The 14823-nt window shown below is 29.2% G+C and carries 15 protein-coding genes; 5 read left to right on the forward strand and 10 right to left on the reverse strand.

Annotation, left to right across the window (positions count from 1 at the left end):
• Positions 1 to 12: 12 nt before the first annotated feature.
• From R3X25_RS10160 to R3X25_RS10175, 4 genes are read right to left on the reverse strand one after another with little or no spacing between them, the layout of a single operon-like run.
• Positions 13 to 939 (reverse strand): mevalonate kinase, encoded by a 927-nt coding sequence (locus R3X25_RS10160; protein ID WP_317674439.1) that lies wholly within the window; start codon positions 937 to 939, stop codon positions 13 to 15.
• Between the two features lie 5 nt (positions 940 to 944).
• A complete protein-coding gene (locus R3X25_RS10165) occupies positions 945 to 2066 on the reverse strand; it encodes a diphosphomevalonate decarboxylase (RefSeq protein ID WP_317675061.1) in 1122 nt (373 codons plus the stop codon).
• A gap of 33 nt (positions 2067 to 2099) precedes the next feature.
• Entirely contained in the window at positions 2100 to 2816 is a 717-nt protein-coding gene (locus R3X25_RS10170) for a LytTR family DNA-binding domain-containing protein (RefSeq protein WP_317674441.1), read from the reverse strand.
• Complete coding sequence (locus R3X25_RS10175; RefSeq protein ID WP_317674443.1) at positions 2809 to 3879, reverse strand: sensor histidine kinase; 1071 nt, start codon at positions 3877 to 3879, stop codon at positions 2809 to 2811. Before R3X25_RS10175 ends, R3X25_RS10170 begins: the two co-directional genes overlap by 8 nt.
• 210 nt (positions 3880 to 4089) lie before the next feature.
• Here R3X25_RS10175 and R3X25_RS10180 point away from each other — a divergent pair, with 210 nt between their 5' ends.
• The 4 genes from R3X25_RS10180 (at position 4090) to R3X25_RS10195 (ending at position 6755) form a co-directional block, all read left to right on the forward strand.
• Positions 4090 to 4479, forward strand: coding sequence for a MotA/TolQ/ExbB proton channel family protein (locus R3X25_RS10180; RefSeq protein WP_317674445.1), 390 nt, complete (start codon positions 4090 to 4092; stop codon positions 4477 to 4479).
• A gap of 134 nt (positions 4480 to 4613) precedes the next feature.
• A complete protein-coding gene (locus R3X25_RS10185; protein WP_317674447.1) occupies positions 4614 to 5852 on the forward strand; it encodes an alpha/beta hydrolase-fold protein in 1239 nt (412 codons plus the stop codon).
• Positions 5853 to 5911: 59 nt separating this feature from the next.
• Positions 5912 to 6520 (forward strand): thiamine diphosphokinase, encoded by a 609-nt coding sequence (locus tag R3X25_RS10190; RefSeq protein WP_317674449.1) that lies wholly within the window; start codon positions 5912 to 5914, stop codon positions 6518 to 6520.
• A gap of 1 nt (position 6521) precedes the next feature.
• Positions 6522 to 6755 (forward strand): hypothetical protein, encoded by a 234-nt coding sequence (locus tag R3X25_RS10195; RefSeq protein WP_317674451.1) that lies wholly within the window; start codon positions 6522 to 6524, stop codon positions 6753 to 6755.
• Here R3X25_RS10195 and R3X25_RS10200 read toward each other — a convergent pair.
• From R3X25_RS10200 to R3X25_RS10225, 6 genes are all read right to left on the reverse strand, one after another.
• Entirely contained in the window at positions 6747 to 7874 is a 1128-nt protein-coding gene (locus tag R3X25_RS10200) for a glycerate kinase (RefSeq protein ID WP_317674453.1), read from the reverse strand. The genes R3X25_RS10195 and R3X25_RS10200 overlap by 9 nt on opposite strands.
• Before the next feature lie 2 nt (positions 7875 to 7876).
• Positions 7877 to 9085: an NAD(P)/FAD-dependent oxidoreductase gene (locus R3X25_RS10205; protein WP_317674455.1), complete on the reverse strand. Its 1209-nt coding sequence runs from the start codon at positions 9083 to 9085 to the stop codon at positions 7877 to 7879.
• A 107-nt stretch (positions 9086 to 9192) separates the two neighbouring features.
• Complete coding sequence (locus tag R3X25_RS10210; RefSeq protein ID WP_317674457.1) at positions 9193 to 10122, reverse strand: GYDIA family GHMP kinase; 930 nt, start codon at positions 10120 to 10122, stop codon at positions 9193 to 9195.
• Positions 10122 to 10463, reverse strand: a complete 342-nt coding sequence (locus R3X25_RS10215) for a GIY-YIG nuclease family protein (protein ID WP_317674459.1) — start codon at positions 10461 to 10463, stop codon at positions 10122 to 10124. The genes R3X25_RS10210 and R3X25_RS10215 overlap by 1 nt, the downstream gene beginning before the upstream one ends.
• A gap of 43 nt (positions 10464 to 10506) precedes the next feature.
• Positions 10507 to 11196 (reverse strand): HAD family hydrolase, encoded by a 690-nt coding sequence (locus R3X25_RS10220; RefSeq protein WP_317674461.1) that lies wholly within the window; start codon positions 11194 to 11196, stop codon positions 10507 to 10509.
• An 8-nt stretch (positions 11197 to 11204) separates the two neighbouring features.
• Positions 11205 to 12476, reverse strand: coding sequence for a hydroxymethylglutaryl-CoA reductase, degradative (locus R3X25_RS10225; protein WP_317674463.1), 1272 nt, complete (start codon positions 12474 to 12476; stop codon positions 11205 to 11207).
• A gap of 146 nt (positions 12477 to 12622) precedes the next feature.
• Here R3X25_RS10225 and R3X25_RS10230 point away from each other — a divergent pair, with 146 nt between their 5' ends.
• Entirely contained in the window at positions 12623 to 14812 is a 2190-nt protein-coding gene (locus tag R3X25_RS10230) for a S9 family peptidase (protein WP_317674465.1), read from the forward strand.
• Positions 14813 to 14823 lie beyond the last annotated feature (11 nt).

Raw genomic sequence — 14823 nt, forward strand, 5'->3', positions numbered from 1 at the left:
TTTAAAAGTAAATTAAAATCTATAAACTAGTTCTAACTTATAGTTTTTTAATATAGTTTTAGTTTTTTCAAAATCTTTAGTAAAACCTAAAATATATCCTCCACCACCAGAACCACAAAGTTTTAAATAATAATCGTTAGATTCTATACCTTTTTGCCATACATTATGAAATTTTTGAGGAATCATTGGTTTAAAGTTATCTAAAACAACTTTAGAAAGTTGTTTTACATTTCCAAATAGTGATTTTACATTTCCGCGTAAAAAATCATCAATACAAGCATCAGTGTGTTTCGCAAAATCTTCATTTAGCATTTTTCTAAAACCTTCGTTTTTCATTTTATTCATAAAAATGTTAATCATAGGTTCTGTTTCACCAATTATTTCTGAATCTAACAAAAATACTGCTCCTTTTCCTTCTTGCTGTGCAGGAATTCCTCTAGCTTCTAAATCATTTTTTGAATTTATTAAAATAGGAATACTTAAATATGAGTTTAAAGGATCTAAACCTGAACTTTGACCGTGAAAGAAAGATTCCATTAACGAGAAAATTTGCTTTAACTTCAACAATTTATCTCTTGTTAAATTTTCTAAAACTGTTATTTTATCATCAGCATACTTATCGTAAATAGATGCAACTAAAGCTCCTGAACTTCCAACTCCATAACCCATTGGTATACTAGAGTCAAAATACATTCTGTCTTCAATATCAGCTTTAAATTCTTCTAATCTAAAAGTAACTAAACTAGTTTCTAACTCTTTTAAATACGTATAAAATTTGGTTAAGTTTTTATTTGATATTTTAGCCTCTTCAGTTAACTCTTCAGTCTTTTTTAAAGCACCTTGGTAACTGTTGTATGGTATTGCTAAACCTTTGGAATCTTTAATAATTCCATATTCACCAAATAATAAAATTTTTGCGTAAAAAAGTGGTCCTTTCATAGATACTAACTATTGGATAATCGTTTTGCCCCAAATCCAATTCTGTCGCAAATATAATGATTTTCTTGACAATATTGAACTAACTCTTTTATTATAAAATTGTTAACGGCTTCTTTTTCATTTTCAGGAAACAAAATATGTACGTTTGCTCCTGCATCTAACGTAAAACAAATATTAGAATTTGTTTCAGCTCTAAAAGCCCAAATTTTATTAATTATTTTTAATGTATTTGGTTTCATTAAAATAAAGTATGGGTTGCTTGTCATCATCATAGCGTGTAGGCTTAAAGCTTCACTTTCTACAATAGCAACAAACTCTTTTAAATCTCCATTTTTAAGTATTTCTGAAATTTTTGAAATATTCTCATTTGCTTGTTTAAAACGTTGTTGTGCAAATGGATGACCGTGCATTAATTTATGCCCAACTGTACTTGAAACTTGTTTTTCTCCTTCATCTACCAATAAAATAGTATCGTGGTAATTTTTAAAGTTTTTATGAACTTTAAAAGGAAATTTCACTCCAAATAAATCTGAACTTTCTTTAATTTCTGAATGTTCCCCCCAAACAATGATATCACCTTCAATACTTCTGCAAGCACTTCCAGAACCTAAACGCGCTAAAAACGATGCTTTTTTATTGAAATATTCATCCGTCATTTCGACTCCGCTCAATGACCGTTCAATAGACATAACACACAATGCCAAAGCACTCATACCACTTGCTGAAGATGCTATACCACTACTATGTGGAAAAGAATTTCTAGATTCAATTACAAAATCAAAATCTTTTAAAAATGGAACATAGTGTTCTATTCTTTTAAAAAAAGTGGCAATTTTCGGTTTAAAATCATCCTTTTTTTCACCTTCAAAATAAACTTCGAAATTAAAATCACTATGATTAGATTCTGAAACAAGTTCAGAATGACGTTCTTTTAACTTATACTCTAAAGTAGTTAATGTAAAACAAGCATCTAGTGTAAAACTTATAGATGTGTTTTCAGGAATTTGAGGCTCTTGCTTTCCCCAATACTTAACCAAAGCTATATTGCTTGGCGTTTTCCAGGTAGCATTTCCACTTTTAATTGAATTTAAATCGTAATTTTTTAAAATAAAATCGGTTTCAGTCAAAACAAAAATTTTGAGCAAAGATACTAGTTTTAGCTAAACATTTTCTAATCTTTGAAGTACATCTTTTTTATAACTTCTACTTATTGGCAAAGCCTTTTTATTTACTTCAATAAATTCATTTGTAAACGATTCAATTTTTGAAATAGAAACAATATAAGAACGATGAATTCTTAAAAAACTAGCTTTTGGAAGTTTAGCTTCTATACTTGATATAGTTTCACGTGTTACTATCACTTTTTCTTTTAAATGAAACTTAATATAATCGCTAAAACTTTCTATGTGGTTTATTTCAGAGAAATTTATTTTTACCATTTTCCTGTCAGCTCTCACAAAAATAAAATCGTTTTTTTCTGGTGTAATTTCTTCTGAAGCCACAACAACCTCAACATTGCTTTCCCCTATAAATTTATTTACAGCTTGTAATAAACGTTCAAACGAAATTGGTTTTAATAAATAATCAACAGCTTGTAAATTAAAACCATCAATTGCATATTCTCGGTAAGCCGTTGTAAAAATTACCTTTATGTTTTTATTGATAGATTTTGCAAACGAAAGCCCTGTAATTTCAGGCATATTAATATCTAAAAAAATTAAATCTATTTGGTTAGAATTAATTTGATTAAAGGCTTCAATGGCATTTTTACAAGTAGCAACAACATTTACTGCTTCAACTTTTTGCAAATGATTTTCAATAATTTCTCTTGCTACTGGCTCATCATCAACTATTATACAATTTACTATTTTACTCATTTTTAAATTGTTTTAAATTATCAATAGTTAATTTAACTTTAAAATATTTTTCTGTTTGATTTGTTTCTAAAATATGTGAATTTGCGTACAACATTTCTAGTCGTTTTTCAATATTCTCTAATCCAATACCATTATTGGTTTTGTTTTCTTTTATTGAAGTGTTTTCAATTTTAAAAAACAACTGATCTCCTTCTGTTTTAATATCAATTTTCACTTTTAAACTTCCATTTACAATATCACCGTGCTTAAAGGCATTTTCAACAAAAGGAATTAATAACATTGGCGCTATTTGAACTGTTTTATCTGTTATATTTATTGTTGTTTCTACTTCTAACGTATCGTGAAAACGCATTTTTTCTAATGAAACGTAATCTAACAAATGGTTTATTTCGTCCATTAATAACACTTGCGGCTTTTCAATTTGATATAAAATATAATCTAACAAATTAGACAGTTTTAAAATCATTTCTGGCGCTTCATCTTTCTTATTTAAAGCAAATCCATAAATAGTATTTAACGAGTTAAATAAAAAATGTGGATGAATTTGCATTTTTAAAAACCGAAGCTCTTGATCTTTAATCTGCAATTGAGTTTCTAATATCTTACTTTTTAAATTCTCGTTACTTACAATAGATTTATAATTGTGCATTATTAAACTAAACGACACAATAATTAATACCACAAAATAAACACCTAAAATTATAAATGGTAGTGTTTTTGTTAACGGAACTGTGCCAACTTCTTTATAACCTTCAGAATATAATAACCCATATAATATGGATAAAATAATTACATATATGGAAATTATAAATGTGTAAATACAATATAAAATAAAATATTTATACTTTTTTGTAAGTAGGTAATTTGGTATTAAATAATAAATTAAAAAATAGCTAATTAATATAGTAACAGGCATTAAAAATCCTGAAAACTGATTTACATACTTGGTATTAGAACTACCATAACCCAAAAAGTAAGCGTAAAAATAATAGATGACTATCCAAAATAGTAGATGACCACAAATGGTTAAAAGGTATTTTAAAATAGTATTCTTACTTTTCATAAAGTGCAATATGCAAATAATGCTAAAGCTACATTTATTTTAGCGACAGAAATAGAAAAACATACGTCTTTTCACCATTTTTTAGCTTAATTCAACAAAATCATCATTTAATCAGTCAATTATCGTATCTTTTTAGTTAAATATCGCATTAAAAAATAATAAGTCCGTTCAGCGCTTACTTTTGATTTATAATTTTAAAAAAACCGTATTATGTTATTAGCTTTTCAAACCATTAAACCTTTAGTTGGAAACCCATTTATTGCAAGATTAAATGAAGGTGGACCACTTTTTATGTACACAACATTATTTTTACTAATAGTAATTTTAGCACTTTTAATTAGAGGCTTTATTAAAACCAAAGCAAGACAAAAAACCATAACATTGGTAAGTTCCATTAGTTTATTTGTATTGGTTTGGGGATTTTTAGGTCAAATGATTGGCTTAATAACTGCTTTTGATGCCATAGAAGCAGCTGGAGATATTTCACCTGCAATGTTAGCTGGCGGACTTAAAATAGCAATTCTTTCTCCTTTATTTGGAATGGTAGTTTTCTTAATTGCCAGAATTGGAATTATTATTTTGAATGTACTTAAAAAATAAATTATTTCTTATTTGAATTCATTATTAAAGTGAAGTTTATCAACAAACTTCACTTTTTTTATTTGTATCCTTGGAATGATTATTATTAAGTTTACACCCTAGAAAATTCATTTTTACTAACTAAAACATCAAAAATGACGAAACGTTTTATCATTGCCGTATTTTCTTTAATAGTTTTATTTACAGCTCAAAAAATACAAGCTCAAATAAATACAGACACCAAAAGTGATAGTATTTATTCAAACACCTTTAATGAGTTCAAAAATATTTGGGTGAAGTTACCGGATAATTACAATCCAGCTAGTTCCGAGAAATATCCGGTTGTTTTTATTTTAGACGGAAGTGTTCAATTAAATACGTTAGAAACTGTTTACAATAATTATTGGGGACATTATTTACCACATATGATTTTGGTTGGAATCTCTAACCAAACAAATAGAACACGCGATTTAACAACTTCGCAAATAAAAATGCGCCGTGGTACTGAAATGGATGAAGATACTGGTGGTGCTGAAAAATTTACCGAATATATTACTAAAGAATTGATTCCACATATTGACAAAAATTATCCTACAACTTCTTACAGGACGCTAATCGGACATTCTTATGCTGGCTTATTTACAGTAAATATGCTAATTAATCATAAAGAATTCTTTAAAAATTATATTGCAATCGACCCGAGTTTAGATTGGGATAACCAAAAATTATTAAAACAAGCAAAAGAAAAATTAGCATCTGAAGATTTTAAAGGAAAATCGCTTTTTGTTTCAATGTCGGCTGAACAATTACATATGATGGATGAAAGTGTAACTATTGATAATTTAATGGAAAACACATCTGAATTCACCCTATTTCCTCGTTCAATTATGGAGTTTTCAAATTTTGCTGAATCCCACAAAGAAAGCGGTTTAAATTTCTCTTTTAAAATATATCCTGAAGATTTGCACGGTACTGTTCCTTTGCCTTCCATTAGAGATGGCTTGGTTTTCTTATTCAATTGGTTTCAATTTAAAAATCCACCAACATACAATAATCCAGAAACCACAGTTGCAGAATTGACCGAATTGTTAAACATTCAGGCAAAAATTTATGCAGAAAATTTTGGTTACAATGTACCACCAATGGTTGAAGAATTGTTTAATGGTTATGGTTATATGAATATGCAAATGGGAGCTCCTGAAAAAGCTAAACTATTTTTTGAAATGGGTGTAAAATATTATCCAAATAGTGCCAATGTATATGACTCATTAGCTGAATACTATGAGTCTGTTGAAGATTTTTCAAATGCTTTAAAATATATTAAAAAAGCATTTGAAATTAGCGGAAGTTTAACTCACAAAAAAAGGCTAGAAGAAATTCAAGCTAAAAATTAAACACATCAATCTTAAATAATAAATCAAACTAGTGTCTCTTTTTAATTAAATTTGCATTTATGAAGTTAAAAAAAGCATTTATTTTATTAAATGGTTTAAAACCAAAAGTGTTTCCTAATTTAGATAATTACCACTTTTCTTGTGCCATTGATGGCGCATACAATCATTTTGAAGCTAACAATATTGTTCCAGATTTAGTTACTGGTGATTTTGACTCTATAAATTCAGTTCCTACCACTGTTGAAGTTATAAATACACCCGACCAAAACTTTACAGATTTTGAAAAAGCGCTTCAAATTTTAAAAGAAAGAGGTTATACTTCTATAGATATTTACGGTGGAAGCGGAAAAGAACACGATCATTTTTTAGGTAATTTAAGTACAGCTTTGCTTTGGAAAAAAAATGTACGAATTACTTTTTTTGACGATTATGGAACTTATTTTTTTATTGAAGATGAATGTGTTTTAGACAATGTTTTAGATAAAACCATTTCATTAATTCCTTTTCCAATTGCGCAAGGTGTAAAAACTGAAGGATTAAAATATCCTTTAAAAAATGAGCCTTTAACTTTTGGCAAACGTATTGGAACTAGAAATAAAGCCGTAGCAAACAATGTAAAAATATCTATAAATACTGGTGAATTATTAGTTTACATTAGCAATAAATAAAATGAATAGAAAACTAAAATTAATTTGGGATTTTCGTGGACCAGCTTCACAAAAAACAGCAGAACACCATTGCATTCATTTAAAAGAATTTGCTACAATAGAAAAACTCCATTTTTACGAAGTTGATTTTAAAATACTTTCTGAAATGCATGCCATTGCATTTATTACAGTAGATGAAATTGATATGAAAACTTACAGAGACGCTTTAAAACCTCATCGTGGGCAATTAGCGTAACTCTTCTTTTACAAACTTTGCTGTAATTTCATTTAAATAATTTGCACTATTCTCCATTGCATCTTCAAGGCTTAATGCTCTTTCAATCACAGAATCTATATATGAAATTCCCATAGTTGAAATTTCTTTTTCATTAATAGCTACGCTACCACAAAAAGCCGCAGTTTTAATATTCAATTTTTTAGCAGATTCTAAAACTCCTTGAATTACTTTGCCAGACAATGTTTGATTATCTAATTTACCTTCACCAGTAATAATCCAATCTGCATTTTTTATATGCTCATCAAAACGTGCCAATTCTTTAATCAAGTTTATACCTGAAATTAATTCACCGTTTAAAAACACTTTTGAAGCAATTCCCATTCCTCCTGCCGCGCCGGCACCTTCAATATTTTGAGGATTTATTTTAAAATCCTGCTCAATTAGTTTGGCAATATGCTGTAATCCATCATCCAACATTTTTACTTCATCTTTTGAAGCTCCTTTTTGAGCCGCATATACATAAGCCGCACCATTTTTACCATATAACGGATTGGTTACATCACACGCTATTTTAAAAACCGTATCTATTAAAAACGGATGATTTTTTGAAGCATCTATTGTAGTAATTTCGCTTAAATTTTTACCAATAGGAATTACTTTATTGCCTTTTTTATCTAAAAACTGATAGCCTAAAGCTGCTGCCATACCAATTCCACAATCGTTAGTTGCACTTCCTCCTATTCCTAAAATAATAGTTTTTACACCTTTTTCTAACGCATCAATAATTAGCTCACCAGTTCCAAAAGTAGTAGCCTCCATACAATTTAGTTCTTCCTTTTGAAGTAATTTAACGCCAGAAGCTTCAGCCATTTCAATAAAAGCAGTTTTGGAATTTTCAGAAAATAAATACGAAGCTTTTACTGGTTTAAAAAATGGATTGTTTACTATTACTTCAACAAACTCACCTTCTAAATAATAATTTGCAACTTCTATTGTTCCATCTCCACCATCAGCTAATGGAAGTTTCAAAATTTCAGAATTAGGTTTTAATTCTAAAATATTTTCTTCAACAATATTGCAAAACTCAATACCCGTTAATGAACCTTTAAATTTATCTGGAGCAATAACTACTTTCATAATTATTCTATTGAATTTGCCACAATCCAACCGCCTGTCCAAGCATTTTGAAAATTAAAACCTCCTGTTACCGCATCAATATTTAAAACTTCCCCTGCAAAGAACAAGTTTTTATGGATTTTACTTTCAAAACGTTTAAAGTTAATTTCTTTTAAATCTATTCCACCTGCAGTAACAAACTCATCTTTAAACGTACTTTTTCCATTTACTTTAAATACACATTTTGTTAATTGGTTTGCTAAATCTTCTAATTGTTTATTGCTTAACTGTGCCCATTGCGTAGTTTCAGAAATTTGTGCTGCTTTTACTAGTTTAGACCATAAACGTTTAGAAATATCTTCAAAAACCGAACGCAAAATGACTTGTTTTTTTGTGTTTTTATTCTTTTGAGATTTTAAAAACTCCAGTACATTTTCAGTTCTTTTAGACAACCAATTCACTTCAATTTCAAACTGATAATTTTTATTAAATAATTCTAAAGCTCCCCAAGCTGAAAGTTTTAAAATTCCAGGACCGCTTAAACCCCAATGCGTTATTAATAAAGGTCCTTGTTCGGCTAATTTTGAGTTTAATATTTTTACTGAAGCATATGGAACTGATATTCCAGGAATGTCTTTCAATCGTTCATCAGAAATATTAAATGTAAATAATGATGGAACTGGTGGTTCTATTTTATGACCTAAATTTTTAATCAAATCCCAAACCTTTGTATTGCTACCGGCTGCAATCAACACATAATCTGCAATAAATTCTTCGGAATTAGTTTTTACTATATATTGATCATCTTTTTTATCTATTGAATCAACTCTGGAACTCATTTTTACAACTACACCAGCATTGTTAGCACTATCAATAAAACAATCTATAATAGTTTGAGATGAATTACTTTCAGGAAAAATTCTATTGTCATCTTCAATTTTTAATGGTACTCCTCTTTTCTCAAACCATTCCATAGTATCGCCTGTCATAAATTGATGAAATGGACCTAATAATTCTTTTCTACCACGTGGATAAAACTCGGTTAAATCTTTTGGAACAAAACAAGCGTGTGTAACATTGCAACGTCCACCACCACTAACTTTTACTTTTTGTAATACTTTGTTACTTCCTTCTAAAATAACAACTTCCAATTCCGGATTTAACTCTGCGGCATTAATTGCTGCAAAATATCCTGCTGCTCCACCACCTACTATTATTAGTTTTTTCTTCATATTTATTTTTTAAAAAACGTCAATCTGAATTTAGTTCAGGTTCTCATCCTCATTTTTTATTAGTATGATGTGATTCTGAAACAAGTTCAGAATGACGAGTTACTCTATTATAAAATTAAATCTTTATAAGGAATTACAGTTTGAAATCCTTTTTGTTTGAAATATTCTGAAGAATCCTCGTTTCCAGTAGCTAAAATAAAATCACCTCCCCAAGCACCTAAACTTTTTGTTTGCCCAAAATAATCTGCAAAGTATTTTTCTTGAACCGTTTGCAACTGAATAGTTTTTGAAACAATTTGCTCGTGTTCTTTTAGTAAACCTTCAAAATCATTCAAATTTGAACACTTCAAAAACGCATCACTTAATTTTGAAATTTGTTGTATTTCTGAAGTTAAATTACCTTTTAACTCTTTAAAACGTTTAATACCTTCTCTACTATTTTGTTTTTGATTTAAATACACAAAATACAATTGATTTTTAAACACAGGATTGAATTCAACTTCTTCTACCATTGGTGTTTTTCCCACATTCGCATAAAAAATTGGCGTATTGTGTTTTGCACAAGCTAAATCGTAACCACTACCTCCAAATGTGTTTTCTAATAATTTATACGGATTCACTTTAGCCCAACTGGCCAAATTATTTATTAATGTGGAAGATGTTCCCAATCCCCAGTTTTTAGGAAACGTTAAATGAGTTTCTACCAAACACCCTTTATTGCAATTTAAAAATGCTGGATTTAGATTTCGAACTTCATTTAATATTTTCATCAAGTTTTCAGCCAACATATCATTTCCTCCATCTTCAGTAGCTTCAAAATCGGCACTAAACAAACGTAGTTTTGGTAAATCGAAAACAGCCTCTAACCAACACTCATTTGTATTTGTATAACTTTTCCAAATTAGTTGTGGTTCTGCAATTGGCTTCACTATTAAATCTTGTCCACAAGTAGTTGGTACTGCAAGAGATTTTGCTCCGTCTAAAACAAAATACTCTCCAGTTAATAATAACTTTCCGTTGCTGTAGAATTCTTTCATCAATCTTTTCCTTTTTGGTGGTTGAGCGTAGTCGAAGCCTTTTTACTAAAATGAGTTTCATTTTTACATTCCGCAAATTTCGATAATTCTTCTATTTTATTATTTATTAAAGCTAATTTCTTTTTCCTACTCCAACCTTGAACTTGTTTTTCTCTTTTAAAAGCTTCTTCAATACTAGTAAACTCTTCAAAAAACATAAGTTTAACAGGTAATCTTTTTCTAGTATGATTAGCTCCCTTACCTTCTTGATGTTGAATAAACCTTAACTCTAAATCAATTGTACTTCCTGTATAATAGCTCCCGTCTGAACATTCTAATATGTATACAAAACCTTTTTTCATACTTAACAATGTGGTTTCGACTCCGCTCAACCACCGATTAAAACTACTTCAAAAACTTACTTATTTCTGAAATGTTTTCAACTTCTAAATAATTATATTCAGCTAAACTGCCATTAACTTCTTCGTGTGACCAAGTTGTATGAAACGGAACATGAACTGCTTTTGCTCCAATTTTTAAGACAGGAAGTACGTCAGATTTCACTGAATTACCAATCATTAAAAAATGTTCAGGTTTACAATCTAAATGTTTCAATAGCTTTTTATAATCAACACTTTTTTTATCACTCATTATTTCAATATGATGAAAATGTTTTTCTAAACCAGATTTTATTAATTTTCGCTCTTGATCCAATAAATCTCCTTTTGTGGCTAACACTAACCTATAATCACCATTTAGACTTTTTAAAACTTGTTCAACGCCATCTAACAATTCAATAGGCTTATTCAGCATCTGTTTACCAAGCTTAATAATTTTATTAATAAGTTGAATTTTACCTGAACCGTTGGTTATTTTCGAGGCAGTTTCAATCATAGAAAGCATAAAGCCTTTTATACCATAACCATACAAAGAAAGGTTTTTAATTTCAACCTTAAACAGTTCTTTATTTATTTCATCTTCAGGTAAAAACTCTTTTAATAATTCTGCAAATTTTTGTTCTGTTTCTCGAAAATAGGGTTCATTAACCCACAACGTATCATCTGCATCAAAAGCAATTACTTTAATGTTTTTCATTACTATTTTTACTTTCTTAAATTATTATAAGCTTCTACAACTGCATTATGAGTTACTGTTTTATTCTCAAAATAATTGATTAAAAATTGTTTATCAGCTTCACTAGCACCTAGCCCTTTTATAATATTTGTTAAGTGCATTTTCATATGTCCTTTTTGAATTCCTGTTGTTGTTAAAGCCCGTAACGCTGCAAAATTTTGAGCTAAACCAGCTACTGCAATAATTTCCATTAATTCTTTTGCTGAAGGTTTTCCAAGCATTTCCATTGCTAATTTAGAAAGTGGATGTAACGCTGTTAACCCTCCAACTGTTCCCACTGCCAACGGTATTTCTATCCAAAATTTAAAAATACCATTTTCAATAGTAGCATTTGACAAACTCTTGTATTTTCCATCTTTTGCAGCATAGGCATGCACACAAGATTCAATAGCTCTAAAATCGTTTCCAGTAGCAATTACAACAGCATCAATACCATTCATAATTCCTTTATTATGTGTAACTGCTCTATGCGGCTCTACATTAGCAATTTGTACGGCCTCTACAAATTTTTGCGCTAAATATTCTGAATTTTCAGCATATAAATTCTCAACCTTACAGCTAACTTCTGCTCTTACCAAACATTCAGGAACATAATTTGAAAGAATACTCATTACTATATGAATATCATCATTCCTAAATTTATTTGCCATTGCTTCTAAACAAGAATTAATAAAATTGGCTCCCATACTATCAACTGTTTCAAATGTAACGTGCAATTGATAATAATTAGCTAATTCTGAAGTCTTATCTCGTAATTCTATATCTAAAATCCCACCTCCACGCTTTCGCATATTTTTAGTGATATCTTCAGTAGTTTTTAGTAAAGCTTCTTTTTTTGAAGTGAAATAATTTTGAAGTTCTGCCTTATCACCTTCATACATAAAATGAACTTGCCCAATTTTAGTAGTTGAAATAACTTTAGCTTTAAATCCTCCACGTGTACTCCAAAATTTAGCAACTAATGAAGCTGCTGCAACTACCGAACTTTCTTCAATTGCCATTGGTATTGTAATATCTTTTCCGTTAATCACAAAATTTGGAGCAATTCCAAAAGGCAAATAATAATTTGAAATTGTATTTTCTATAAAATCATCGTGTAAATCTTGAATAATTTTATTCTCGTTCCAATATTGACTTAAAATATTTTTTGTGTTGGTATCACCTTCAAAAAAGTTTTCAATTAACCAGTTAATTTTTTCGTCTTTTGTTAATTTTGAAAATCCGTTGATAGTTTTAGACATAATTAATCTTCTATTATAAAAAAGCAAAGATACTTGATTAATTAATTATAATTCTAAATTGATATAATTGTATTTTTATGACTTTACACACTAGTAAATTGCTAGATTTTTCTTAAACTTGAACTTTATTTTTCGAAAACTTATTTATGAAGAAAATTCTTTTCGCCTTTTTAGTTGTAACTTCCATAGTTTCAGCTCAAAAAAAAGATATTACATTAGAAGAAATTTGGAGCGGAGCCTTTAGAACTGAAGGCATGAACGAGTTAAACTCTATGAACGGTGATTATTACACACTTTTAGGGTTTAATAGAGATACCAGAAGTACAAGCGTAGATAAATACAGCTACAAAACCCTTGAAAAGGTTGAAACTATTGTTGATAGCAAAAATTTGGACAATTTAAAGTATTTTGAAACCTATAGTTTTAACAATAATGAAACAAAACTACTTTTAGGTGTAGATTCCGAACCTATTTATCGTCGCTCTAGTTTAGGTATTTTCTTTGTCTATGATATCGCATCAAAATCTTTACAATTAATTGATGAAGAAAAAATTCAAGAACCAACTTTCTCCCCAGATAGTAAAAAAGTAGCTTATGCTAAAGGAAACAATATTTTTATTAAAAATTTAGAAACCAATCAACTTACTCAAATAACAAATGATGGGGAAAAGAATAAAATTATTAATGGTATTTGCGATTGGGTGTACGAAGAAGAATTTAGTTTTGTAAAAGCTTTTGAATGGAGTTCTGATAGTAAAAATCTTGCTTTTTTACGCTTTGATGAAACAGAAGTTCCAACATTTTCAATGGATATTACGGGAAAAAGTTTGTATCCTACCCAACAAGTTTTTAAATACCCGAAAGCAGGTGAAAAAAATTCAGTTGTTACACTTCATTTATTTAATAATGAATCAAAAAACATTTCAAACATAGATTTAGGAGATTACGAATATATTCCACGAATCAAATGGACAAAAGATACTTCTACGTTAAGTGCAACAACTTTAAATCGTCATCAAAATAACTTGAATTTATTTTTTGTTAATGCTAAAACTAATAAAGCTACAATTGTTCTAAATGAAACAGATAAAGCGTATGTTGATATACATGATAATCTTACATTTTTAAAAGACAATAGTTTTATTTGGACTAGTGAAAAAGATGGTTTCAATCATATTTATCATTATTCAAAAGAAGGAAAACTTAAAAATCAAATAACATCAGGAAATTGGGAAGTAACTAGTTTTTATGGTGTAAATGAAAAAACTAAAACAATTTATTATCAATCGGTTGAAGATGGTTCCATCAACAGAACAGTTTATTCTGTTGGTTTAAATGGGAAAAACAAAAAACGATTGACAAACCCTTCAGGTACAAATCGTGTTTCATTCAGTAAAAATTTAAATTACTTTATAAATACATTTTCTGATGCTAACACTCCTCCTATTTACACACTTCATAATAGCGAAGGAAAACAATTAAAAGAAATTCTAAACAACAGTAAATTAAGTGAAGAACTTAAAAACTTCAACCTTTCTAAAAAAGAATTTTTCATTTTAAAAACTGAAAATGCAGAATTGAATGCTTGGATACTAAAACCTGCTGATTTTGATCAAAATAAAGAATATCCGTTGTTTATGACTCAATATTCCGGACCTGGTTCACAATCGGTAAGCAATTCTTGGAATGGTTACAACGATTATTGGTACCAACATTTAGCACAAAAAGGGTATGTGGTTGTTTGTGTTGACCCTAGAGGAACAGGTTTTAAAGGAAGAGATTTTAAGAAAGTTACTTATAAAGAGTTGGGTAAATACGAAGTTATAGATCAAATTGATGCTGCAAAAGAATTAGGACAACTTCCATACATAAATAAAGATGAAATTGGAATTTGGGGTTGGAGTTACGGTGGATTTATGTCTAGCAATTGTTTGTTAAAAGGAAACGATGTATTTAAAATGGCAATAGCCGTTGCACCGGTAACTAGCTGGCGTTTTTATGACAGTGTTTACACAGAGCGCTACATGCAAACACCACAAGAAAACCCTTCAGGATATGATGAAAATTCTCCATTAAATTTTGCTTCAATGTTAAATGGAAAATTTTTACTAGCGCATGGATCTGGAGATGACAACGTTCATATTCAAAATACAATGAGATTAACAAACGCATTAATTGAAGAGAATAAACCTTTTGAACAAGCAATTTATCCAGATAGAACGCATGGAATTTATAGAGGTAAAAACACACGTTTACACCTTTACAATAAAATGACTAATTTTATCGAGCAAAATTTAGGAAATAATAAACAAACATTAGAGCTTCTTAAACAATAGAAGTCCAATAA

Origin of the sequence: Lutibacter sp. TH_r2 (genome assembly GCF_033101135.1) — a bacterium.
Classification (GTDB): Bacteria; Bacteroidota; Bacteroidia; order Flavobacteriales; family Flavobacteriaceae; genus Lutibacter.

Coding starts and splice junctions, on each gene's coding strand:
- R3X25_RS10160 (WP_317674439.1), bottom strand. CDS start 939: ATGAAAGGACCACTTTTTTACGCAAAAATTTTATTATTTGGTGAATAT.
- R3X25_RS10170 (WP_317674441.1), bottom strand. CDS start 2,816: ATGAGTAAAATAGTAAATTGTATAATAGTTGATGATGAGCCAGTAGCA.
- R3X25_RS10175 (WP_317674443.1), bottom strand. CDS start 3,879: ATGAAAAGTAAGAATACTATTTTAAAATACCTTTTAACCATTTGTGGT.
- R3X25_RS10180 (WP_317674445.1), top strand. CDS start 4,090: ATGTTATTAGCTTTTCAAACCATTAAACCTTTAGTTGGAAACCCATTT.
- R3X25_RS10185 (WP_317674447.1), top strand. CDS start 4,614: ATGACGAAACGTTTTATCATTGCCGTATTTTCTTTAATAGTTTTATTT.
- R3X25_RS10190 (WP_317674449.1), top strand. CDS start 5,912: ATGAAGTTAAAAAAAGCATTTATTTTATTAAATGGTTTAAAACCAAAA.
- R3X25_RS10195 (WP_317674451.1), top strand. CDS start 6,522: ATGAATAGAAAACTAAAATTAATTTGGGATTTTCGTGGACCAGCTTCA.
- R3X25_RS10200 (WP_317674453.1), bottom strand. CDS start 7,874: ATGAAAGTAGTTATTGCTCCAGATAAATTTAAAGGTTCATTAACGGGT.
- R3X25_RS10205 (WP_317674455.1), bottom strand. CDS start 9,085: ATGAAGAAAAAACTAATAATAGTAGGTGGTGGAGCAGCAGGATATTTT.
- R3X25_RS10210 (WP_317674457.1), bottom strand. CDS start 10,122: ATGAAAGAATTCTACAGCAACGGAAAGTTATTATTAACTGGAGAGTAT.
- R3X25_RS10215 (WP_317674459.1), bottom strand. CDS start 10,463: ATGAAAAAAGGTTTTGTATACATATTAGAATGTTCAGACGGGAGCTAT.
- R3X25_RS10220 (WP_317674461.1), bottom strand. CDS start 11,196: ATGAAAAACATTAAAGTAATTGCTTTTGATGCAGATGATACGTTGTGG.
- R3X25_RS10225 (WP_317674463.1), bottom strand. CDS start 12,476: ATGTCTAAAACTATCAACGGATTTTCAAAATTAACAAAAGACGAAAAA.
- R3X25_RS10230 (WP_317674465.1), top strand. CDS start 12,623: ATGAAGAAAATTCTTTTCGCCTTTTTAGTTGTAACTTCCATAGTTTCA.